This is a genomic window from Ralstonia sp. VS2407 (assembly GCF_052950655.1).
This window is the reverse complement of the sequence record NZ_JBRFVG010000002.1, coordinates 1-20,176: the sequence shown is the minus strand read 5'-3', so window position 1 is coordinate 20,176 and position 20,176 is coordinate 1. Positions and strand designations below refer to the sequence as shown.

The window sequence follows — 20,176 nt, the reverse complement described above, 5'->3', positions numbered from 1 at the left end:
GCCGCCGGGGTCGTGCCCGACGCTTGCGTTATAGGCGCAGCAGGAGGAGAGACCAACGCCAGAAACTAGGCGCAAAACTCCAAACAAAGCGGCCGCCGCGCGGCCCTCTGGAGGCGGGAAAAAAGCAGTCGATTGAAACAGGCGATTTAAAAACGGTCGTTCGATTTTGGTGCGGCGCACCTGAACGCAGGCTCACAACAACCGTTTATGCCCAGCCGCCGAAGGCGCCGGCGCGCAATGCGGATCAGGCCAATGTGGGGAGGAACGCGTTGACCGCATCCAGCACAGCGGCCTCCTGCTCCCGATGCGGCACGTGTCCGCAACGCTGCACGAGCTTGAGCGTGGCGGGCGCGCCGGCCAGCGTGACGATGCGCTCGGGTTGCGCAGTCGAGCCGTATTCATCTTCGGTACCGTGCAGCGCCAGCACGGGGCTGCGCACGGCAAGCAGCGCGTCGTCCAGGCACCACTGCGCAAACGCTGGTGACAACCACGTGTTGACCCACGCATCCAGCACCCATTGCGCCTTACTGCCGTGGTACCGCTCGAGCCGGCCCATCTGGCCGGGCTGGGCAAACTGTGCCTGGGCAACGCGGATGCCCTCGCGCGTTTGCTCCTCCACGAACGACTGCGCCGACTCGGTGATCAACCCCGCGCAGCGGCCCGGATACGCCGCCGCAATCGACACGGCCATGCCGCCGCCGACGCTGTGGCCGAAGACGATGAAGCGGTCCACGCCAAGCTGCTCGGTCACCGCCGCAAAGCCACCGTGCGCTTCCTGCTGAATGAGGCCCGGATCGAGCGGGCCCGCAAAGGCGTCGGATTGGCCAAAGCCAAGCCGGTCGTAGGCGATGACCGCATGCCCCGTTGACTGCGCCAGGTGCTGCGGAAAATCCCGCCACAGTGCTACGCAGCCGAGCGAATCGTGCAGCAGCACGATGGGCGGTTTGGCGGCATCGTCAAGCGGGCCGCCCCATTGCCGGGCATGGAGCCGGCCATCGGGTGTGGTGATCCATGCCTCGGTCCCAACCACCGAAAGCGCGGAAAGCGACTCAGCCATCCCGGTCTTAGAACAGGCGGTCGAGCCAGCGGTGCGGGTCCGGTGCGCGGCCGTTCTGCAGATCGACCAATGCCGCCTTCAGCTTGGTCGTCAGCTCGCCTGCCTTGCCATCGCCGATGGTGAAGTTGTGCTTGTGGCCCTTGACCTTGCCGATGGGCGTGACAACCGCTGCGGTGCCGCAGGCAAAGGCTTCGCGCAGGCGGCCGCTTTGCGCGTCGGCCTGCCACTGGTCGATGGAGTACGGCTCTTCACGCACGGTCAGGCCCATGCCGCGCGCCAGCGTGATCAGCGAATCGCGCGTAATGCCCGGCAGGATCGTGCCGGTGAGCGGCGGCGTCTGCAGCGAACCGTCATCGAAGACGAAGAACACGTTCATGCCGCCCAGCTCTTCAATCCACTTGCGCTCCACCGCGTCGAGGAAGACGACCTGGTCGCAGCCCTCGCGGGTGGCTTCAGCCTGGGCGACCAGGCTGGCAGCGTAGTTGCCGCCGCACTTGGCCTCGCCCGTGCCGCCGGGCGCGGCGCGGGTGTAGTTGTCCGACACCCAGATGGTGACGCCTGACGATGCGTCGCCCTTGAAGTACGCACCCACCGGGCAGGCAATCACGCAGAACAGGTACTCGGCCGACGGCTTCACGCCCAGCACCACTTCGGTGGCGATCATGAAAGGGCGCAGGTACAGCGACGAGCCCTGGCCCGACGGAATCCAGTCGCGATCGAGCTTGACCAGCTCGCGCACGGCCTGCAGGAAGAGATCTTCCGGCAGCGCGGGCATTGCCAGGCGCTTGGCCGAATTCTGAAACCGGCGCGCATTCGCCTCCGGACGGAACAGCGCACCGCCGCCATCCGGCAGGCGGTAGGCCTTCATGCCCTCGAAGATTTCCTGCGCGTAGTGCAGCACCAGCGTGGACGGATCGCACTGGATCGGGCCATGCGCGCCGATTTTGGCGTCGTGCCAGCCCTTGCCCTCGGTGTAGCGGATGGTGGCCATGTGATCCGTGAAGACGCGGCCGAAAGCGGGGTTTTCCAGCAGGCGCGCGCGCTCTTCCGCCGGAACAGGGTCCGGGCGCTTCTCGATCGAAATGGCCGATTCGACAACGTTGTTCATACCGTCTCCAAGGGTGCAGGGGGGCACAAAAATGCCCAAACCGCTATTTTGCGCCAACGGCGATGCAATTTGGTTGCGTATTCACGCACATACGGTATTGCAGGCGGCGGAAAAACAATGCGGTTGGACGAGCGCCCAGGCGCATCAACCGCCGTAGCTCCCTGGCCGAGACGCCGCCTGGCGCAGGGGGGAATACCGCACCGGAATAGCGCCGGCGCCTGGGCAATCGCGCGCCTGCCGGAACGGGCGCCAGAACGCTTGATGGGCAGGCATCACCCCTGCGGGACTTGAAACCCTATGGTACGGTTGACGGAATGAATGTCATGACCCGCCATCCCCTGCTGGTGCACGGCGGCACAACGGTGCCGCCAGGGAGCGTTGCGCACCATGAGTGACGCGAAACACGATCCACGCCGCAAGATCCTCGCCGAAAAGGTCGCCGTCAGCCGGGCTTTGCGCCTGAGCGTGCCGGCGGAGGCACGGCCCGCCCCGGTGAGCCGAAAAGACTGGCTCCGGCAACGGAAGGAGCAACTACAGGCCGCCCGCGTTGCCGCCAAGCAGCGACGCGATCAACTCAAGGCAGAAATCCTCTCGGCAGCGCAGGAAGTTGCCCGCGAAGAGCGGGTGGCCGCACGGCTGGAAGCCGAACGCGTCAAGGCGGAAACGAAATCCGCCAGCGTGCATGCCAAGGAAGATGCACGTGCTGCGGCCAAGTTCGAGCGCAGCAAGCCAAGCCGGTCAACGTCAAAGCGCAAGACGCTCGGGACTGGAAAGCGCAAATTGGTCTCTTACGCCGATCTTCTGCGCATGCGCGGATGAGACCCCGCCCAAGCAGCGCCTGCAATCGTTAGCGCACCTGAACGGCCTCCGCTTCTACGTTGTTGGCACGGAGCGGCGCGGGCTTGGCGTCGAGCCTGCGAAAAATCCACGCAGAAAACACGGTCACCACGCCCATGGTGAAGAACGCCAGCCGATAAGCCGGAGCGGCCACACCAAGCTTGACCGAGAAAAGGCTGACAAGCCCGCCCCCGATCGACACGCCCAGGCCGATTGCGAGCATCTGCACCATTGAGAACAGGCTATTGCCGCTGCCGGCATCCTGGTGCGACAAGCCTTTGAGCGTGATGCTGTTCATGGCTGCAAACTGCATCGAATTCGCCCATCCAAACACCGACAGTTGCACGATCGACAGCGCCAGCGGCCAGCCCGGCGCCATGGCCGCAAACGAGGCAATCGAGACGCCAACGACCCACGTGTTGACCTGCAGGAACACGTCGTATCCGAACCGGTTCACGAGCGGGACGACCCAACGCTTGGCGAGCATGCCGGCAATGGCAACCGGCAATAGCAGCAGGCCCGAATGGAACGGCGAATAGCCAAGCTGCAACTGGAACAGCAGCGGCAACAGGAATGGCACAGCGCCCGAACCGATCCGGCAAAACAGGTTGCCGACGAGCCCAATGCTGAAGTTCGGTTCGCGAAAGAGCGCAAGCTGGAACAGCGGCGCCACACGCCGCCTTGCGTGCGGAATATAGAGCAGCGCGCTGACGATACTCACGGCGATCAGCGCTGCGCTCCAGGGGCTATGCGCGCCGTTTTCGAGCGCCAGCGAGAAGGCCACCATGCACAACGACAGCAGCCCGCAGCCAAGCCAATCGAATGGCGCCACGGCGCGCACGGCGTCTTGCGGAAGATAGCGCCGGACCGCAAACAAACCTACGAAACCCACGGGCACGTTGATCAGGAAAATCCAGTGCCACGAGACATCCTGCACGAGCCAGCCGCCAAGCGCCGGCCCCAGGAGCGGGCCAACCTGCCCCGCCACCGACACGAAGGCCAAGGCGGCGATGTACTGCTCGCCCGGAATATTGCGCAGCACCGCGAGTCGGCCAATCGGCAACAGCATCGATCCGCCAATCCCTTGCAGCACGCGCGCGATCACCAACTGCGGCAGCGTGTGCGCCATCGCGCAGAACACTGAACCCAGAACGAAGATCAGGATCGCGCTGAAATAAACGCGCCGCGTACCGAACTTGTCCGCCAGCCATCCTGATGCTGGCGTCAGCATGGCCATGGTCAGCGTGTAGGCCACCACCACCGATTTCAGGTCGAGCGGCTTTTCACCGAGGCTGCGCGCCATCGATGGCAGCGCGGTATTGACGATCGTTGTGTCGAGCGCCTGCATGAAGAAGCCGGCAAAGACAATCCACAGCATGGCCTTTTGAGAGGTGTTCTGCGGGGCGGCGGGAGTTGAAGCGGTCTGCATGTGAATCCTGGAATGCTGCCCGGAAAGCGCCGGACATCACCCGCAATGCTACCGACGGACAGCTAATCGGGAACCCCTCTAGAGACGTTGACTGTTATCGGAAACTCCGATGACAATGCCCGCATGCTCAATCCTGTCTGGATTCAAACCTTCGCCACGGTGGCCGCCGCCCATAGCTTTACGGAGGCCGGGCGCCAGCTTGACCTGTCGCAATCGTCCGTCAGCGATCACATCCGCCGGCTGGAGCAAAGCGTGAACCGGCGGCTATTTGTGCGCGACACCCATTCGGTGTCGCTCACGCCCGACGGCGAAGCGCTACTCGTTCACGCGAAGTTGATCCTCGAATCCCTGGCGCGCGCCGAGTTGCAGTTCAGTGCGCCCCGGCTGCAGGGCCGTGTGCGCCTTGGCTCTTCGGAAGACCTGGCGCAGGGGCCGCTGCCCAATCTGCTGGCCGCATTTCGGGCCACGCACCCGGATGTCGAGCTTGAGATCACGATGGGGATGACGAGCAAGCTGTACGAAGGCATCGAAGACGGCTCGCTGGATCTCATTGTCGGCAAGCGCCGCGAAGGCGGCCGACGCGGTGTCCCGCTATTCCGAGGTCAGCTCGAATGGCTGGCGCGGCCCGGTACCGTGGTCGATGTGAGTCAGCCGCTGCCGCTCATCCTCGTCAACGAGCCGAGCGTGACGCGCTCGATCGTGCTGGACACGCTGGCTGCAACGGGCTGGCTGTGGCGCGTGGTCTGCACCAGCAGCAGTCATTCCGGGTGTATTGCCGCGGCCCGCGGCGGGCTGGGGATTACCGTGCGTGCGCAGAACCTGGCCGGCGGAGGGCTGGTGCCGCCCGTCAATGGCGACGTTTTGCCGCCGCTGCCGGCCATCGAATTCATCACGTTGTCTGCGCGACGGCTGAGCAAGCCTGCGGAGACGCTCTTGCAGCTCATCCGCAAGAGCGACCTGCGCGCCGGGCGGGCGGACTGAACAACGTTCACCGTTACGAGAACACCGTCTCGTCGACTTGCCCGGCAGGCTGCGCGACTTCAAGCCGATTGCCGCCCAGCGATTTGGCACGATAGAGCGCCTTGTCTGCCGCAGCCAGGCCTTCCGCCAGCGAGGGCAGGTCGGCGTCGAACTGGGCCATCCCAATGCTGACTGTCGCCAGAATGCCGGCGCTGTCGCTGCGGCGTTGGACCGCCTCCGCAAAGCACTTGGCCACGGCTTCACCCCGCGTTCTGGCATGGCGGGCGTCATCGCCCGACAGCAGCGCGGCGAATTCTTCGCCGCCAATGCGCGCAAACATCACGTCGGGGCCGAGCACATCCTGCGCGATTTCCGCAAACACCTTGAGAACGGTGTCGCCGGCCTGGTGCCCGTAGCGGTCGTTGATGGCCTTGAACCGGTCAAGATCGAACACGAGCATGGCGACGGGCCGGTTGCTGGCAATGCGTTCGATCAGGCGTTCGCCCCGTTCGAAGAACCAGCGGCGATTGCCAAGGCGGGTCAGGTAGTCCGTCTGCGATTCGCTCAGAAGCTGGCCGTGGGCCTCGTCCCGGATGAGCTTCAGCAACGTCATCGGCAACACCATCGCGTACAAGACGCCCTCGATCATCGTCAACTTGCTGGCCAACGGCTGCATGGCCGGCCCGAATGCCGACACCAGCCCTGGCAGCGCGATCCCGCGGGCAAGGTAGAGCGCGGCATGCAGCGTCGTCACAACCACCACGAGTTGTCGCGGGCGCAGCGGCTTCATGGCATCGCTACGCCACATTTCGCGAGCCGTCATCGCGCTGACCAACGCAATCGGAATCGCGCTGACGTAGTTCCACAGGATGCCTTGCCACTGCGCGCCCCAGATCGCCCAGACCAGGGCCATGCCGATGAGCACGCCGGCTGCGGCGCCGCGATACTGCCGCCCGTTCAGCGCCGCCACGCCCGACAGCACGAGCAGATAGCCACACAGCATGATGAGGCTGCAGAGTGCAGCGCCCGTCGCGCCCGGCACTACATGGCGGAACAGCACGGCCGTGCAGCCGAGCGCGAGCGTCGCAAACCCGGCCGCCATCAGGCGCAACGCCTTGCTGCGGCGAGGATTGGTCCGATGCTCCCAGAACAGCATTCCAGCGCTGGCGAGCAAGATGCCGACGGCAAGGAGATAAAGGGTAAGAAGATCGACGTACATCCGGATATCAAAACAGGGCGCCGAGCATGGCGGCGCGCGCTCCGGATTTTACGTGGGAAAGCCGCTGCGGATGGGCCGGCCTGCCCCCTCTCTACGGGGGTGATGCGCTGTCATGCACAGGGATAAGTACCCGAAATGGGCCGAATCCCTGGGCAAACGCTTTTGACTGTGGCCTGCCGGACTTCGTGCGCTGTGAAGCGCCCCTCGCTTCAGGCGCATTCAAGGTACCGTTCAGGCCGCCTTGGCCTGTTGCGCGGCATCGAGCTGATCGCCCCCCAGACTGTCGACCAGGTCGGTCAGCATCCGCGCCAACTCGCCCGTCATGAGTGTGACATCGGAGTCAAAGCGTTCGTCGTCGTTCTGTGCGGTGGGGTCTTCGGCTTCCTTGATTACGTCGAGCGGCGTCACGCGCTTGATCAGGAGTGACGGCGTGAGCACGAAGGAAACCCGGTCGTCCCACGTCATGGCGAGGCGCATGCACTGTTTGCCGGCTTCGATGTGACGACGCATGTCTTCGGCTTCGAGCGCGTGGCCGACGTATCGGACGGTGGCGCCGCCCTCACCCGTCGAGCGCAACTCGGCGTCCTGGTCGACGGTGAAGCCGCCGGGCGCCTCGCCAGACAGCAGCCACTCCGTCATGGCAGCCACCGGCGAATGTGCCACGTGCACATTGGTGAGCGGCAACTGGTCGATCGACTTCACGAGCAGGCCGCGCACGTCGTCGGCCACCGCCTGCGAAGCCGCATCGATCACCAGCCAGCCGTTTGCCGTATCGATCCACACCCGCGTATCGCGCCGAATGCTGAACGCGCGCGGCAGCAGCTCGTCGGTCACCTGTTCCTTGAGTTCGCGCAGTTGCTTTCGACCGGGCTTGAAACCCTGCTGCTCCTCCAGCTCGAGCGCCCGGGCCTTGGTCACCTGGTTGATGACGGACGCCGGCAGCAGCTTCTTTTCTGCGCGAAAGGTCAGCAGCATCTGCCCGTTGTTTGAATACACGAGCGCGCCATCCTCGCGTGGCGATGCCCAGCCGGAGGTCTGTTTCTCTACACTGTTGCCCGGTTGGAACGCGTGGGGTGCCAGCCACTTTTCAAGCTGTTCAGGGGTAACGGCCCAAGGCGCCGGCAGGCGATGAAGCTGAAGGTTTTTGAACCACATGGGAGTACGGGCAAAGTCCGCGATTCTAAAGGATGGCGCGCCCCCTCCCCCCATTGGCTGATGCCCGACCCGGCGTAGGCGACGCGCTCGGCTGGCGCCGGTACTAATATGCAGGTCCTGACGCCCGCATCCGTTGATGACCGATCGGGCGTCCGATTGGCGCTGGAGACAAACGATGACACGCGTTCGCGTTGCGGGCTTCACCATCTCGATTGACGGATACGGCGCAGGTCCGGATCAGGACATCGACCATCCGCTCGGCATTGGCGGGATGGACCTACACCAGTGGCTTGTCACAACGCGCACGTTCCAGCGGAACCTGTTCGGCAAGGACGGCGGCACCACTGGCGTTGACGATGACTTTGCCGCCCGTAGTTTCCGGAACGTCGGGGCGTGGATTCTCGGGCGCAACATGTTCGGCCCCATTCGCGGGGATTGGCCCGACGACCACTGGAAAGGCTGGTGGGGCGACAACCCGCCATATCACGTTCCCGTTTTCGTGTTGACCCACTACGCGCGTGCGCCCATCGAGATGGAGGGCGGCACGACGTTCCACTTCGTCACAGGCGGCTTTCGAGAAGCGCTCGACCGTGCGCGCGAGGCCGCCGGCGGGAAGGATGTACGAATCGGCGGTGGCGCGAGCACCATTCGGCAGTACCTGCGTGAGGGCCTCATCGATGAACTGCACATTGCAATCTCGCCAATCCTGCTTGGCCGTGGGGAACCCCTGTTCGAAGGCATCGACTTGCGAGCGCTGGGCTACACGTGCGTTGAATCCGTAGCGTCGGAAAAGGCGACGCACGTTGTCTTGCAGCGCTCATCGCATACGCGCATTTAAACGAACGAGGACAGGACGAACGATGACTGAGCACGATACGAAGCTGCACGGCAGCTGGCGGCTGGTGTCTTTCGAGACCGAGGTTCAGGAGACAAAGGAGCGCACGCAACCCTGGGGCGCCGACCCCCAGGGTTCACTGATCTTCGGCGCTGACGGACGCATGATGGTGCTCCTCACGGCGAAGGTGCGCGAGCCGGGAAACACAGACGAGAAGCTGGCGGCGCTGTTCCGCACGATCGTGGCTTACACAGGGCGGTATCGGGTCGAGGGCGATCGGTTCGTCACGAAGGTCGACGCGTGCTGGAATGAAGCCTGGAACGGCACGGAGCAGGAACGGTTCTATAAGCTGGATGGAGACAGGCTGGAGGTACACACCGCCTGGATGCCGAATCCGCTGGTGTCTGAAAATGCAATGGGCAGAGGTGTGCTCGGATTCAGGCGCGAATAACGTCGCCGACCAACGCGATGGCGAATCCAACACTTTCCTTCATCAACCAGGAAGCCTGGGAAGCCTGGCTGGAAACCCACGGCGAGGCTGCGGCCGGCGTCTGGCTCCGCATCGCGAAGCGGTCGGCCGATCAATCCACCGTGTCTTATGCAGAGGCCGTTGAAAGCGCTCTTTGCTACGGATGGATTGACGGCCAAAAGCAGGCGGAAGACGAGCACCACTGGCTGCAGCGGTTCACGCCCAGAACAGCCAAAAGCATCTGGTCAAAGATCAACACCGCCAAGGCCGAAGCGTTGATCAGCGCCGGGAGGATGCGCCCGCCAGGGCTTCGCGCAGTCGATCTGGCCAAGCAAGACGGGCGTTGGGAGGCAGCCTACTCGTCTGCAAGTACATCAACCGTGCCCGATGACCTGCAGCAGGCCCTGGACGCCAACCCGAAAGCCAAGCAGTTCTTTGCCACCCTGAATGGCCAGAACCGGTACGCGATTCTGTTCAGGATCCAGAACGTGAAGAAGGTTGAGACGCGCGCAAAGAAGATCGCTCAATTCATTGACATGCTGAACAAGGGCGAGACGCTTCATCCGTAGCATTTGCCACGGCTAAGCCTGATCGATTGCCGAGGCCGCCGCGCGCAGGGCCAAAAGGTAGCTCTGCACTCCAAACCCGCAAATCTGCCCGCTGACGATGTCGGCAAACACCGAGTGATGCCGGAACGGCTCGCGTGCGTGGATATTGGACATATGCAATTCCACTACCGGACACGTCAGGATCGCCAGCGCATCGCGAATCCCGTAGCTGTAATGCGTCCACGCACCGGCGTTGATCAGCACGGCGTCCTGGCCGTCTTCGAACGCACGGTGAATGCGCTCGCACATCGCCCCCTCGCTGTTCGTTTGGAACGACTCCACCTGCACGCCAAGTTCGGCGCCCAACGCCTGCAGCCTTGCATCGATCTCGGCCAGCGTGATCGTCCCGTACTGCACAGGGTCACGCTTGCCGAACATGTTGTGGTTGACGCCGTGCAGCATCAGGATGCGCTTCATTCGTGCCTCCGTAGTGAATTCAATCAAGGGGAACGGTCAACCGATCGATCACGGGGCGCGTATCCGGGCGCACGCAGCGCCACCACAGGAACGCTTCAGCGGCCTGTTCGACCAGCATGCCGACACCGTCCGCGATGTTGCGCACACCCGCGTTGCGGGCGAGCCGCAAGAACGGCGTCAACCGCTTGCCATACGCCAGCTCGTAGGCCATCCCCTCGGGGCGGAAGATGCTCGGCGGAACGGGCGGCAGATCGCCCGTGAGACTGGCCGAGGTGGCATTGACCACCAGATCGAAGCGCCCCATTGCCTCCAGGTCGGCATACCCGCAGGCGACGACCGCGCCGCGCCCGGCAACCTGGGCTGCCAGCGCCTGCGCTTTTGCGACGTCGCGGTTTGCAATGACCAACTCTGCCGGCCTCGCCTCCAGGAACGGCAGCAGAGCGCCGCGCGCAGCACCGCCGGCCCCCAGCATCAGCACGCGCTTGCCAGACATCGGCAGCCCCAGGTTGATCTCGATGTCGCGAACCAGTCCGATACCGTCGAAGTTGTCGGCCAGGATGCGGCCGCCCTCAAACTTGAGCGCGTTGACAGCACCGGCCAACGCTGCACGCTCACTGCGCTCATCGGCCATCGCAAACGCCTTGAGCTTGAACGGCGCCGTGACATTCATACCTTTGCCACCGCCCGCGGCAAACTTGCGCACGACATCGGCAAACGCGGAATCTGGTTCAACCGGCCCTTCGATGGCCGTGTATTCCATGTCTTGCCGGGCCTCTTGCGCAAAAAGGTCGTGAATGAGCGGCGACTTGGTGTGTGAGATCGGGCTGCCGATCACCGCATAGTGGTCAGTCATGATTGGTCTCGCTTCGAATAGAGGACGCCGTCAGCCTGCATCGCGCGGATCTCGTCTGCGTCGAAACCCAGTGCGCGCGCCACTTCGGCGTTGTGCTCGCCCAAGTCGGGCGCCACATCGCGGATGGTGGTATCGCAATCGGAGAACTTGAACGGCAAGTTGGGCAGGCGCAACGTGCCGTAGCGCGGGTGCTCTTGCTCGACCACCATCCCCCGCGCCTGAATTTGCGGATCGGCCAGCACCTCGTCAATGCGCTGCACCTTTGCACAAGGAACATTGATGCCATCCAGCAGTTCCAGCACCGACGCCACGGAACGCGCTGCGACCCAGGGCTCCACCACAGAGAGGATTTCCGTACGGTGCGCGTTGCGCCCGGCGCCCGCATGAAACCGCGTGTCGGCGCCGAAGCCCGCCGGGCCGCCATGCGCTTCGACCAGGGCAGCAAAGCGCTTCCACGCGTCGTCCACCTGCGCGGCGATCACAAGGTCCCCGTCCGACGCGCGGAACACACCGTAGAGCGTCGAGGTCGGCATGTCATGGCCGGTCTGCTCGGGCAGCACGCCCTGCAGGGTGTAGCACTGCACCGCGTATTCATGCATCGACACCAACGTGTCGTACAGCGCCATGTCGATGTGCTGCCCGCGCTGGCTCTTCACGCGCCCCAGCAAGGCTGCGTTGATGGCGGCAACGGAGTGGATGCCCGTGTACATGTCACCGAGCGAGATGCGCAACAGCGGTGGCCGCTCGCCCGGCGTGCCGACCATTTGCATGATGCCGCTCTTGGCTTCGGCAATCAGTCCGAAACCGGCGCGATGCGCATCCGGCCCGGTATGTCCGTAGGCCGAGATCGAGCAATAGACCAGGCCCGGATTGCGCGCCGACAGCTCGGCATAGCCCAGCCCCAGCTTGTCCAGCGCGCCGGGTCGGTAGTTCTCGATGAACACGTCTGCCGAATCGCACAGCCGCTGCATAAACGCCTTGCCGCGTGGGTCCTTCATGTTGACGCTCACGCCGCGCTTGCCCATGTTGAGCTGCAGGAAATAGCCGCTTTGCTGGTCGTCGAGCACGGTGGCGTGTTGGCGGCCGGCATCGCCGGTGCCGGGGCGCTCGACCTTGATCACTTCGGCTCCGAGGGCGGCCAGGCATCGGCCGACGTACGGACCGGCGAGGAAGTGGCTGTAGTCGACAACGCGAATACCTTCGAGAGGGCGAGCCTGCATCAGAATGCTCCCGGCCGGCGCGGCACCATCAGACGATGCTCTCCGCGTTGCACCACCTGACCGTCCTGGTTGATCAGCTCCGATGGCAGCACGACGATGCCCCAGCCAGGCCGGCTCTTGCTTGCCCGCATCTCCCCGACGCGGAATTTCACGTGGAGCACGTCGTTCACCTTGATCGGCAGCAGGAAATCCCAGGTCCAGCCGAGCGACATGCCGGGCAAGAAGCGGTAATCGCTCTGCGTTTTCAGACCGTCGGCAATCGACAGCCCGAACAAACCATGCGCGACGATGCAGCCGAAGTGGCTGGCATTGGCATAGGCTTCATCCACGTGCACAGGTGTGTGGTCACCGGTGAGGTCTGCATAGGCGAGGATGCGTTCCTTCGTTACCGTGTAACTCGGGCTCACACACGTATCGCCCTCGCGGGCGTCATCCCAGTATTTTTCGACGATGGTCATGTTCATGCTTGTGCACGTGGGTTGATAGACAGCGCCTGCGCCACGCAAGACGCAGGCTTGGCCTGGATGAGTTCGACGGCCAGACCGTCTGGCAAGCGCAGCCAGTTGCGGCCTTGCGGCATTTCGCTCACGCCGAAACCCTGTGCCAGGGCCAGCGCCGCTTCAAGGTCTTCGCACATCACGCCAAGGTGAGCGAGCCGCCCCTCGGGCCCCTCAAACTCCGGGGCATGGATGAACTGCAGACCGCCGAGGGTCCAGTACTGCCGGGGCGCTTCTCGCGTGCCGTCGATTTCGCGCAGGGTCATGCCCAGCACGCCCTCGAAGAATCGGATGTGCCAGTGGATGTCTTTCACCCAGATGGCAACGTGTTCCAGGTAGGCCTTGGGGGCGCTCATGCGGTGGTCTCCTCGCGTTGGCGGTCAGCCATTGCGCGCTCGATGCCCTTGATGCAGGCCACCAGCGTGGCGTTGACCGGTGTCGGCACGCCGTACTGCTGCCCGCAACGCACGACCGAACCGTTGATGAAATCAATCTCCGTGATCGACCCTTTCTCCAGGCTTTGCAGCATCGATGTCTTGAACGCCGCAGGAAGGCCCTCGGCGGCAAGCGTCCAGGCCTGTTCCGGGTCCGTCATCGATAACTTCACGCCCGCTGCCTGCGCCGCCGCGATCGCCTCGGCCACCGCCGCAAGCGAGGTGGCCTTGAGCAGCGCATCGTCGTAGAGCTGGCCGTAGGTGAGGCGTGTGATGCCGGTCAGCGCCCCTGTGGCGACGTTCACCAGGAGCTTGTCCCACATCGTGCCGACAATGTTTTCGCTGACGGTGGTCGCCAGCCCCGCTGCGTTGAATGCGTCTGCAATGGCCTGCACACGCGGCGTCAGGCGGCCGTCGAGTTCACCGATGTACGTTGCCTTGCCAACTACGCCGGACTGAATGTGCCCCGGGCCGCGCAACACGCCGCCAACGTAAGTCTTGCCTGCCAGCACGCGTTCACAGCCCACGATGTCGGCCAGGATCGCTTCGTGCCCCAGGCCGTTCTGCAATGACAGCACCAGCGTATCGGGCCCAACCAGAGCGGCCGCGCCGCGCATGGCCGCGTCGGTCTGGAAAGATTTGACGAGCACGATCACCAGTTCCGCTACGCCAACTTCCGCAGCCTGCGTCGCTGCCAGCACCGGGATGCGGCGCGTGCCCTGCACGTCGTCAACCCGTAGGCCCTCGCCACGCATGGCGTTGACGTGCGCCGGTGAGCGGCTGATCAGCCAGGTCTCATGGCCACCTTCGGTGAGGGCGGCACCGATGGCGCAGCCCAGTGCGCCGGCGCCGAGAATCGCAATCTTCAATGGCGTCTCCTTGTCGTGTGGTTGCACGATAGGAGGCGGCACTTATACTGACAATACAATGATCCAAATACCATTATTGCCATGGACAATAGTGCCGCGTTACTGACCGATCTGCCCGACCTGAAGCTGCTGCAACTGTTCGACCTCCTTTACGACGTGCGCAACGTCAGCCGGGTTGCCGAGCAGCTCGGCCAGAGCCAGCCGACCGTCAGCATCTGGCTCGGGCGCCTGCGGGATTACGTGCGGGACCCGCTCTTCATCCGCACGCCGGGCGGCATGGCACCGACACCGCAGGCCGACGCCCTGATTGGGCCGTGCCGGGAGATTCTCGAATCGTTGAGGCGTTTTACTGCGTGGGAGATTGCGTTCGACCCTGCAACGGCGCAGCGGCGCTTTCGCATCTGCATGACAGACGCGAGCCACATCACGCTGCTGCCGCGTCTTCTGGCGCATGTTCGCGCTCAGGCCCCCGGTGTCCGGCTGGAGGCTGCCCGGATCGACGGCAATACAGAACGCACGCTGGAATCGGGCGAGGCCGACCTTGCAATCGGCTACGTGCCGTGGCTGAGCGGCAGCATCTACCAGCAGCAGTTGTACGAGCAGGACTGGGTATGCCTGGCCAACCGTCATCACCCCCGGATTCGCACCCGGTTTGGCGTGAAGCAATACTGCGCGGAGGGGCACGTCGCCGTCACGGCGGGCACGGGGGCGCAACTCCTTCAGCAGGCGCTGACGCGCGAGCGCATCGAGCGCCAAGTCGTGCTGGAACTACCGGGGTTCCTCGGGCTGGGCGCGATTGTGCAATCAACGGACTTGATTACCACGCTGCCCCGCCACATTGGCGAGACCCTGGCACAGGCCAATGACCTGGCGGTTCGCGGGTGTCCATTCCCGGTGGACGGTTTTGCCGTTCGGCAGCATTGGCATGCGAGGTATCACCACGAAGCCGGTAACCGTTGGCTGCGCGGCGTGGTCAGTCAGCTCTTTGGTGGATCGCGCTAGCGGAAAGCGACATTCGAGATATCCCGCCCTCGCATTGACTCTGCCCCCGCACAAGCCCATCACAGCCCATGCCGAGCCCGGTATGCAGCTTCCGCGCCCGCATGGTCCGGGCTCTCGTTGAAGTAATTCGCGCGCTCATCTTCCTCTTGATGGATCGACTGCAACTCGCTGGCTGTCAATTGGCGAGGTGCCGGGCGCGCCGCACGCCTGATCCCAACAGCGGCTGGCGCGGGTTGGCGGGCCTCATGGTCTGCGTAGGCCTGCTGATAGTTCGGCATTTCATTGTGATAGCGGGCACGCTCGTCTTCAGCGTGCGCAATCTGGGCGCGCTGCACATGGTCGAGCGTGGGCGGGGCGGCGCGTTGGACGCGCGGTGGTGCGGACTGTGCGCGGCGTTCCGGCGCTGGATTGTGGCGCGCGAGATAGCTGGCGTAGTTCGCACGGGCGCCGCTGTAGTCCGCATGCGCGTAGCCGTGATAAGCGGCCTCGTCCTCCGCTTCCCGCTCAAAGTCGGCCAGCGTCAGCGTCGGGGCGGTGTTCTGACGTGCGGGCGTGGCAGGTGCGCTTGCCGGGCGGCCAGCCTGCGGCCCCCGCGCGGGCATGCCTTGCGCATGCGTGGCCGGACGCCGCCGCTGGCTTGCAAACGCCTCCAGGTCCTTGAAGCTCAGCTTGGTCGGTGTGGCAGGCGGGCGCTGCGGTGCTGCCGCAGGCATCCGTGGCGTGGATACGCGCGGTGCCGGCGAAGCACTTCCCCTCGGGGGAGCCGCGTGCACGGTTGCCGGTTTGAGCGAGGCAACGAAGTGATCCAGGTTCAGATTGCGCGTATGGCTGTCCTTGATACTCAGGATGACCTGCATCTGCTGCAGCAGCTTGACGGATTGCGCGGGCGGCAAACCGGCAACGTGTCGATCCAGCGTTTCCATGGCCTCGATCGGTTTGCGCCACGCCTGCTTGCCATGCTCGGTCGGCAGATGCTCAATCTGGCTCAACACCCGCGCACGATGATGCTGGACCGACGTATTGCCGCCAGACACGCCATGACCTGGCGTACGCACCGATCTGGGTGGCCCCGCAACTTCGCGCCGCACGGGGGCGTTGGCCATGGGGGGTTGCTGGACGGATGGCCGCACCTGCACAGCCGGTCGGGCAACCTGTGGTTTGGCCGGTGGCTCCGCGGGCCGATTGATATGCAACATCCTCTGCAGCGCGCGCCCCGCACGACGCGGGCTCGCGGCTAGCGACGCCAAGACCCCCTGCCGAGACCGAACCTGTTTGCCATTGGGCTGCTGCTGCGGCGCTACGTTTTCCTTGTTCGCCAAGGTACTGTGATGTGGCAGCGTGGTGGATGCCGAGCCAATGCGATGGTTGCCCATGGACTTCATTCCCAAGATTCGGAAGGAGAAAGACGACGATCCGGTGCCCTGCGCAACCGCCTAGCGTCAACGACCATGTTAGAGCGGCACCCGCCGCGTGCTGCCGCCGCCACGAAACGCCAGTGCATCCAGCGAAGTTGCTGGGCCGTGCAGGAAGCGGAACCGCTCTTCCCTCCTCAAGCGGCCACGCATCGCCCCCTCCAAAAAGACTAATCACCGCTTGGCTCTGCGCAACTACCTGCCCAGGCAACGTGCGCCACCGCGGCATTTCGTCTTCGTGCTGGACTGAGATCGCGCCGGTCCATGACGCTCGCGTTGGCTGCGCCAATTCTCAAAATTGCTCACATAGAGAGGATTACCCCCACTGGGTCGCTACAGCATCAAGTTTCCCTGCCGTTGCAAGTTTCGAGCAGCGCCATCGGGGCCTGCCATCAACAAACGGCGCGGTTAAAAGGCCGAACGGGGAAATCACAATGAGCATCAATAATTTGACGGTGCGCGCCAAGCTCACCGTGGCGTTTGGCTTTTTGGCGGGGCTGGTGTTGCTGGTTTCCGCGCTGGCAGTGCAGGCGCTGAGCGAGTCGAACGCGCGTTTTTCCAAGTACGTGAACGGCGTGAACGCCCGGGCAGTGCTGTCCGAACGTGTGCGCACGGCAGTGGACCGCCGCGCCATCGCGGCACGTAACCTCGTACTCGTCACGAAGCAGTCGGACATCGATCTGGAAAAGGCCGCCGTTACGCAGGCGCATGAAGACGTGCAGAGCCGCCTGGGCAAACTCAAGGAGTTGACCGCGCAAGCCGGAGACACCGATGACCGTGCACGGGCCCTGGTTGCCGACATCGACAGCATTGAGGTCAAGTACGGCCCCGTGGCGCTTGCCATCGTCAACGCGGCGCTGACTGGCAAGCATGAAGAATCCATCACGATGATGAACGAGCAGTGCCGCCCGCTGCTGGCCGCCCTTATCAAGGCAACCAATGCCTACAGCGAACACGCCCGCGAGCGCGCACACGAGATGGAGCAGCAGTCTGCCGAGCGCTACGCCTTCCAGCGCACGCTGCTCATCGGCATCTGCCTTGCCACCGTGCTGGGCGCCTTGGCTGCCGGCATTCTCATCACCCGTGGCCTGACCCGCGCACTGGGCGCCGAACCCGATGCCCTGAGCGACATCACGCGCCGCGTGGCCGCCGGAGACCTGGGCCCCGTGCCAGGCGGCACAACCGCACCGCGCGGCAGCATTCTCGCCTCCATGTCGGAGATGCAGGCCAGCCTTGTGAAGCTGATCGACCAGGTTCGGCAAGCCGCGCACGGCATTGCCAGCGATGTGGGCCAGATTGCCAGCGGCAATCAAGACCTATCGTCGCGCACTGAACAGCAGGCTTCGTCTTTGCAGGAGACCGCCTCCAGCATGGAAGAGCTGACCTCCACCGTGAAGCAGAACGCCGACAACGCCCAGCAGGCCAGCGTGCTCGCATCGGACGCCTCGGAGATTGCCCAACGCGGCAGCGCCGTGGTCGGCAACGTCGTCGACACCATGAGCGACATCCGCAGCAGCTCGACCAAGGTGGTCGACATCATCGGCCTGATTGAAGGCATTGCGTTCCAGACCAACATCCTCGCGCTCAACGCCGCAGTGGAAGCCGCCCGCGCCGGCGAGCAAGGCCGCGGCTTTGCCGTGGTGGCCAGTGAAGTGCGCAGCCTCGCGCAGCGTTCGTCCAGCGCCGCCAAGGAGATCAAGGAACTCATCAGCACCTCGGTGCAGAAGATCCAGGACGGCTCCACGCTGGTGGAAACCGCCGGCAAGACCATGACCGAAGTCACCCAGGCCGTGGCCCGCGTGACCGACATCATGGGCGAGATTGCCGCCGCCTCCATCGAACAGAGCCGTGGCATCGAGCAGATCAACTTGGCGATCACGCAGATGGACGAAGTGACCCAGCAGAACGCCGCGCTGGTCGAGCAGGCAGCGGCTGCATCCACATCCTTGGAAGGCCAGGGGCAGCAACTGAGCCATGCGGTGGCGTTCTTCCGGTTGCACGGAGCGTCTTAAGTGGCTGCATCGGCCTGATGCAGCCACGCAGTGGCAGAAGAAGCGCGGGGGCGCTACGATCCAAGCCCACCGTCCGCTTCTTCTCTGCTTCGCTGCCTCGCCGGTGAAGCGTTCGCCAATGCCACGTCACCACCACCACGTTTATGTCGTCGAACTGTCGCGGCAAGTGCTGAGCGAAGCGCGCTTCGTGAGAGCCAATCCGGATTACCTAGGCGACAAGCCATGCGTCTATGTCGGCATGACAGGACAGTCGCCCGACGTGCGCTTTGACAAGCACAAGGCCGGGCTGAAATCGAACCGGTTTGTGCGCGAGTACGGCCTGCGTCTGATGCCCGAGCTGTACGAATGTTTCAATCCGATGCCTTACGAGGCGGCGCGGGAGATGGAAGTCGAGCTGGCGATCGGATTGCGCGAGGAAGGGTACGCCGTGTGGCAGGCGTGAACCGGTGACGCGTACCTTGCCGTCAAATCGATGACCAGCCTAAGCACGCGTGTCCGGCACGTTGCTGCTAGTTGATCAGATCCTTTGCCGCCTTGCTGCCCTCTTCCATCAGCTTGGCCTGTGCGTTGGCGCGGTTCAGCACGTTCTGCATCTCCGCGCTGCGGATCATGGTGTCGGCCTGCATCTGCATGATGCGCTCCATGCGCGAGTCGGCATCCCCCTGTGTGCGGGGAAGTTCCGAGCGGCGGTGCTTGGCTTGAGGTTTCGCAGCGGCACCATCACCGCCGGATGCATGTGCGCGCTTGTTGCCGCGCGCGGACAACGCCCCTAGTTGCCCTTGCGATGTACGCGCGGTGCGCTGCGGCCCCTGCGGTTGCGGCGGCTTTACCGGCGACGAGCCCGGCGCGTCGTTGCTACTGATGTGTGTCTGGACGCTCGGTCCGCTGATCTTCGATGGAATCGGCATGGCGGGCAGCTATGGTCAATAACGCTTGCATGCTAGGCGGCCGATTGCAGCGGCCAGCACGATCATGCGAAAGTGCGATCGCATGTGCGAAGCCTGCACATACGTCATGGCATATCTCACCATCGCTCGCAACCACTCACACAATCCACTACGCGCTCGGAGGCGTTGATGCAGGTGCTGGACCACGAACCGCAGAGCTGGTTTTTATTTGAAGCGAATGGCGAGCTGTATTTGGATGCCAATTGCAACCATGGCGCTTTTGGCTACAGCTTCATGATTCGGCTGACCACGGCGGAAGTTCAACGCTATCGCGATGCGGGTCGGGATTACCTGAGCTGGCTCGCTCAGGACCTACATAACGGCGCGCCGATTTTGTCTGCCAGTTTGTCGCCCTATAAAACCCGGAAGGCGACCAAGGAAGAAGAAGCCGAAGCGAGCACTGCGTTGGCGGCATGGCAGGCGGAGCGGATTCGGAGCCTCAAGCTCGACACTTGAGGCTTGTTCCCCCGCTTGCCGCCCTCCAAGCCCCACCCGTGGGGCTTTTTGCCCCGCCGCTGCTGCTTTTTGCAGCAACAGATCGGACCTTTGACCTCGACGCACCGCGTTCCGAACCCCACGCATGGGGTTCTGAACTCGACCCATGACCCTTTTTGCCTCGCGCCTGCTGCTTTTTTCAGCAACACATGCTGCTTTTTTGAGCACGGTCGAGGGTTTGATATCGGCGAATGAGGTTCAGAACTCGGCCATTTGAATCGCCCCGCTGCCAGTAGACACCTGTGAGCCTCAAACTAGAGGTTAGACAGGAGTTGCGATGAGTGCGCAGAGATACACCGAAGAATTCAAGGTCGAGGCGGTCAATCAGGTCTTGGACAGAG

The 20,176-nt window shown here is 63.8% G+C and carries 21 protein-coding genes and 1 pseudogene; 9 read left to right on the top strand and 13 right to left on the bottom strand.

Features of this window, described 5'->3' with window-relative positions; genetic code table 11:
• Positions 1-244 precede the first annotated feature (244 nt).
• Both ACU8YE_RS03330 and ACU8YE_RS03325 read right to left on the bottom strand, forming a co-directional pair.
• Complete coding sequence (locus ACU8YE_RS03330) at positions 245-1,057, bottom strand: alpha/beta fold hydrolase (RefSeq protein ID WP_446928091.1); 813 nt, start codon at positions 1,055-1,057, stop codon at positions 245-247.
• A gap of 7 nt (positions 1,058-1,064) precedes the next feature.
• Entirely contained in the window at positions 1,065-2,165 is a 1,101-nt protein-coding gene (locus ACU8YE_RS03325; protein WP_446928090.1) for a branched-chain amino acid aminotransferase, read from the bottom strand.
• 387 nt (positions 2,166-2,552) lie between these two features.
• On the opposite strand from ACU8YE_RS03325, the gene ACU8YE_RS03320 reads away from it, so the two are divergent.
• Positions 2,553-2,984, top strand: a complete 432-nt coding sequence (locus tag ACU8YE_RS03320) for a hypothetical protein (protein WP_316879308.1) — start codon at positions 2,553-2,555, stop codon at positions 2,982-2,984.
• A 28-nt stretch (positions 2,985-3,012) separates the two neighbouring features.
• Here the strand turns inward: ACU8YE_RS03320 and mdtD are convergent, their stop codons facing one another.
• Positions 3,013-4,431, bottom strand: a complete 1,419-nt coding sequence (gene mdtD / locus ACU8YE_RS03315; RefSeq protein ID WP_446928089.1) for a multidrug transporter subunit MdtD — start codon at positions 4,429-4,431, stop codon at positions 3,013-3,015.
• Between the two features lie 123 nt (positions 4,432-4,554).
• Between mdtD and ACU8YE_RS03310 the strand changes: the two genes are divergently transcribed.
• Positions 4,555-5,412 carry a LysR family transcriptional regulator gene (locus ACU8YE_RS03310; RefSeq protein ID WP_260801451.1) on the top strand — a complete coding sequence of 286 codons (858 nt, stop codon included), beginning with the start codon at positions 4,555-4,557 and terminating at the stop codon, positions 5,410-5,412.
• Between the two features lie 13 nt (positions 5,413-5,425).
• Here the strand turns inward: ACU8YE_RS03310 and ACU8YE_RS03305 are convergent, their stop codons facing one another.
• Together ACU8YE_RS03305 and ACU8YE_RS03300 are read right to left on the bottom strand one after the other, a co-directional pair.
• A complete protein-coding gene (locus tag ACU8YE_RS03305; protein WP_446928088.1) occupies positions 5,426-6,610 on the bottom strand; it encodes a diguanylate cyclase in 1,185 nt (394 codons plus the stop codon).
• Positions 6,611-6,841: 231 nt separating this feature from the next.
• Positions 6,842-7,765, bottom strand: coding sequence for a recombination-associated protein RdgC (locus tag ACU8YE_RS03300; RefSeq protein ID WP_232039885.1), 924 nt, complete (start codon positions 7,763-7,765; stop codon positions 6,842-6,844).
• Positions 7,766-7,940: 175 nt separating this feature from the next.
• Between ACU8YE_RS03300 and ACU8YE_RS03295 the strand changes: the two genes are divergently transcribed.
• Genes ACU8YE_RS03295 through ACU8YE_RS03285 form a run of 3 tightly spaced genes read left to right on the top strand, consistent with a single transcriptional unit; the run spans position 7,941 to position 9,638 of the window.
• Positions 7,941-8,603, top strand: a complete 663-nt coding sequence (locus ACU8YE_RS03295; protein ID WP_260801449.1) for a dihydrofolate reductase family protein — start codon at positions 7,941-7,943, stop codon at positions 8,601-8,603.
• 22 nt (positions 8,604-8,625) lie between these two features.
• The gene (locus ACU8YE_RS03290; protein WP_446928087.1) at positions 8,626-9,051 is read left to right on the top strand and encodes a lipocalin-like domain-containing protein; all 426 of its coding nucleotides are present in this window, start codon (positions 8,626-8,628) and stop codon (positions 9,049-9,051) included.
• Between the two features lie 17 nt (positions 9,052-9,068).
• Positions 9,069-9,638, top strand: coding sequence for a YdeI/OmpD-associated family protein (locus tag ACU8YE_RS03285; protein ID WP_446928086.1), 570 nt, complete (start codon positions 9,069-9,071; stop codon positions 9,636-9,638).
• Positions 9,639-9,650: 12 nt separating this feature from the next.
• Here ACU8YE_RS03285 and aroQ read toward each other — a convergent pair whose 3' ends face one another.
• Genes aroQ through ACU8YE_RS03255 form a run of 6 tightly spaced genes read right to left on the bottom strand, consistent with a single transcriptional unit; the run spans position 9,651 to position 13,967 of the window.
• On the bottom strand, positions 9,651-10,094 hold the full coding sequence (gene aroQ / locus ACU8YE_RS03280; RefSeq protein ID WP_446928085.1) for a type II 3-dehydroquinate dehydratase: 444 nt from the start codon (positions 10,092-10,094) through the stop codon (positions 9,651-9,653).
• 19 nt (positions 10,095-10,113) lie between these two features.
• A complete protein-coding gene (aroE, locus tag ACU8YE_RS03275; RefSeq protein WP_446928084.1) occupies positions 10,114-10,947 on the bottom strand; it encodes a shikimate dehydrogenase in 834 nt (277 codons plus the stop codon).
• The gene (locus ACU8YE_RS03270) at positions 10,944-12,167 is read right to left on the bottom strand and encodes a CaiB/BaiF CoA transferase family protein (protein WP_446928083.1); all 1,224 of its coding nucleotides are present in this window, start codon (positions 12,165-12,167) and stop codon (positions 10,944-10,946) included. Before ACU8YE_RS03270 ends, aroE begins: the two co-directional genes overlap by 4 nt.
• The gene (locus ACU8YE_RS03265; protein WP_092972109.1) at positions 12,167-12,625 is read right to left on the bottom strand and encodes a MaoC family dehydratase; all 459 of its coding nucleotides are present in this window, start codon (positions 12,623-12,625) and stop codon (positions 12,167-12,169) included. Before ACU8YE_RS03265 ends, ACU8YE_RS03270 begins: the two co-directional genes overlap by 1 nt.
• Before the next feature lie 2 nt (positions 12,626-12,627).
• A complete protein-coding gene (locus ACU8YE_RS03260) occupies positions 12,628-13,020 on the bottom strand; it encodes a VOC family protein (protein ID WP_446928082.1) in 393 nt (130 codons plus the stop codon).
• Complete coding sequence (locus tag ACU8YE_RS03255; RefSeq protein ID WP_446928081.1) at positions 13,017-13,967, bottom strand: ketopantoate reductase family protein; 951 nt, start codon at positions 13,965-13,967, stop codon at positions 13,017-13,019. Before ACU8YE_RS03255 ends, ACU8YE_RS03260 begins: the two co-directional genes overlap by 4 nt.
• Before the next feature lie 81 nt (positions 13,968-14,048).
• Here ACU8YE_RS03255 and ACU8YE_RS03250 point away from each other — a divergent pair, with 81 nt between their 5' ends.
• On the top strand, positions 14,049-14,969 hold the full coding sequence (locus ACU8YE_RS03250) for a LysR family transcriptional regulator (RefSeq protein WP_446928080.1): 921 nt from the start codon (positions 14,049-14,051) through the stop codon (positions 14,967-14,969).
• Positions 14,970-15,028: 59 nt separating this feature from the next.
• Here the strand turns inward: ACU8YE_RS03250 and ACU8YE_RS03245 are convergent, their stop codons facing one another.
• Positions 15,029-16,072 carry a hypothetical protein gene (locus ACU8YE_RS03245; RefSeq protein WP_446928079.1) on the bottom strand — a complete coding sequence of 348 codons (1,044 nt, stop codon included), beginning with the start codon at positions 16,070-16,072 and terminating at the stop codon, positions 15,029-15,031.
• Between the two features lie 743 nt (positions 16,073-16,815).
• Here ACU8YE_RS03245 and ACU8YE_RS03240 point away from each other — a divergent pair.
• Together ACU8YE_RS03240 and ACU8YE_RS03235 are read left to right on the top strand one after the other, a co-directional pair.
• Positions 16,816-18,390 (top strand): annotated as a pseudogene (locus ACU8YE_RS03240) (methyl-accepting chemotaxis protein); the annotation flags it as partial.
• A gap of 121 nt (positions 18,391-18,511) precedes the next feature.
• Entirely contained in the window at positions 18,512-18,835 is a 324-nt protein-coding gene (locus tag ACU8YE_RS03235; RefSeq protein WP_446928078.1) for a hypothetical protein, read from the top strand.
• Positions 18,836-18,902: 67 nt separating this feature from the next.
• Here ACU8YE_RS03235 and ACU8YE_RS03230 read toward each other — a convergent pair whose 3' ends face one another.
• Positions 18,903-19,301, bottom strand: coding sequence for a hypothetical protein (locus ACU8YE_RS03230; protein WP_440817631.1), 399 nt, complete (start codon positions 19,299-19,301; stop codon positions 18,903-18,905).
• A 168-nt stretch (positions 19,302-19,469) separates the two neighbouring features.
• On the opposite strand from ACU8YE_RS03230, the gene ACU8YE_RS03225 reads away from it, so the two are divergent.
• Positions 19,470-19,796, top strand: coding sequence for a hypothetical protein (locus ACU8YE_RS03225; RefSeq protein ID WP_446928077.1), 327 nt, complete (start codon positions 19,470-19,472; stop codon positions 19,794-19,796).
• Positions 19,797-20,176: the final 380 nt, after the last annotated feature.

What these genes read in the sequence shown, in the direction of transcription:
- ACU8YE_RS03250 (WP_446928080.1), top strand. Translation starts at nt 14,049, where the DNA reads ATGGACAATAGTGCCGCGTTACTGACCGATCTGCCCGACCTGAAGCTG.
- aroE (WP_446928084.1), bottom strand. Translation starts at nt 10,947, where the DNA reads ATGACTGACCACTATGCGGTGATCGGCAGCCCGATCTCACACACCAAG.
- ACU8YE_RS03225 (WP_446928077.1), top strand. Translation starts at nt 19,470, where the DNA reads ATGCAGGTGCTGGACCACGAACCGCAGAGCTGGTTTTTATTTGAAGCG.
- ACU8YE_RS03310 (WP_260801451.1), top strand. Translation starts at nt 4,555, where the DNA reads ATGCTCAATCCTGTCTGGATTCAAACCTTCGCCACGGTGGCCGCCGCC.
- ACU8YE_RS03295 (WP_260801449.1), top strand. Translation starts at nt 7,941, where the DNA reads ATGACACGCGTTCGCGTTGCGGGCTTCACCATCTCGATTGACGGATAC.
- ACU8YE_RS03270 (WP_446928083.1), bottom strand. Translation starts at nt 12,167, where the DNA reads ATGCAGGCTCGCCCTCTCGAAGGTATTCGCGTTGTCGACTACAGCCAC.
- ACU8YE_RS03305 (WP_446928088.1), bottom strand. Translation starts at nt 6,610, where the DNA reads ATGTACGTCGATCTTCTTACCCTTTATCTCCTTGCCGTCGGCATCTTG.
- mdtD (WP_446928089.1), bottom strand. Translation starts at nt 4,431, where the DNA reads ATGCAGACCGCTTCAACTCCCGCCGCCCCGCAGAACACCTCTCAAAAG.
- ACU8YE_RS03325 (WP_446928090.1), bottom strand. Translation starts at nt 2,165, where the DNA reads ATGAACAACGTTGTCGAATCGGCCATTTCGATCGAGAAGCGCCCGGAC.
- ACU8YE_RS03290 (WP_446928087.1), top strand. Translation starts at nt 8,626, where the DNA reads ATGACTGAGCACGATACGAAGCTGCACGGCAGCTGGCGGCTGGTGTCT.
- ACU8YE_RS03260 (WP_446928082.1), bottom strand. Translation starts at nt 13,020, where the DNA reads ATGAGCGCCCCCAAGGCCTACCTGGAACACGTTGCCATCTGGGTGAAA.
- ACU8YE_RS03235 (WP_446928078.1), top strand. Translation starts at nt 18,512, where the DNA reads ATGCCACGTCACCACCACCACGTTTATGTCGTCGAACTGTCGCGGCAA.
- ACU8YE_RS03230 (WP_440817631.1), bottom strand. Translation starts at nt 19,301, where the DNA reads ATGCCGATTCCATCGAAGATCAGCGGACCGAGCGTCCAGACACACATC.
- ACU8YE_RS03320 (WP_316879308.1), top strand. Translation starts at nt 2,553, where the DNA reads ATGAGTGACGCGAAACACGATCCACGCCGCAAGATCCTCGCCGAAAAG.
- aroQ (WP_446928085.1), bottom strand. Translation starts at nt 10,094, where the DNA reads ATGAAGCGCATCCTGATGCTGCACGGCGTCAACCACAACATGTTCGGC.
- ACU8YE_RS03265 (WP_092972109.1), bottom strand. Translation starts at nt 12,625, where the DNA reads ATGACCATCGTCGAAAAATACTGGGATGACGCCCGCGAGGGCGATACG.
- ACU8YE_RS03285 (WP_446928086.1), top strand. Translation starts at nt 9,069, where the DNA reads ATGGCGAATCCAACACTTTCCTTCATCAACCAGGAAGCCTGGGAAGCC.
- ACU8YE_RS03245 (WP_446928079.1), bottom strand. Translation starts at nt 16,072, where the DNA reads ATGGCCAACGCCCCCGTGCGGCGCGAAGTTGCGGGGCCACCCAGATCG.
- ACU8YE_RS03300 (WP_232039885.1), bottom strand. Translation starts at nt 7,765, where the DNA reads ATGTGGTTCAAAAACCTTCAGCTTCATCGCCTGCCGGCGCCTTGGGCC.
- ACU8YE_RS03330 (WP_446928091.1), bottom strand. Translation starts at nt 1,057, where the DNA reads ATGGCTGAGTCGCTTTCCGCGCTTTCGGTGGTTGGGACCGAGGCATGG.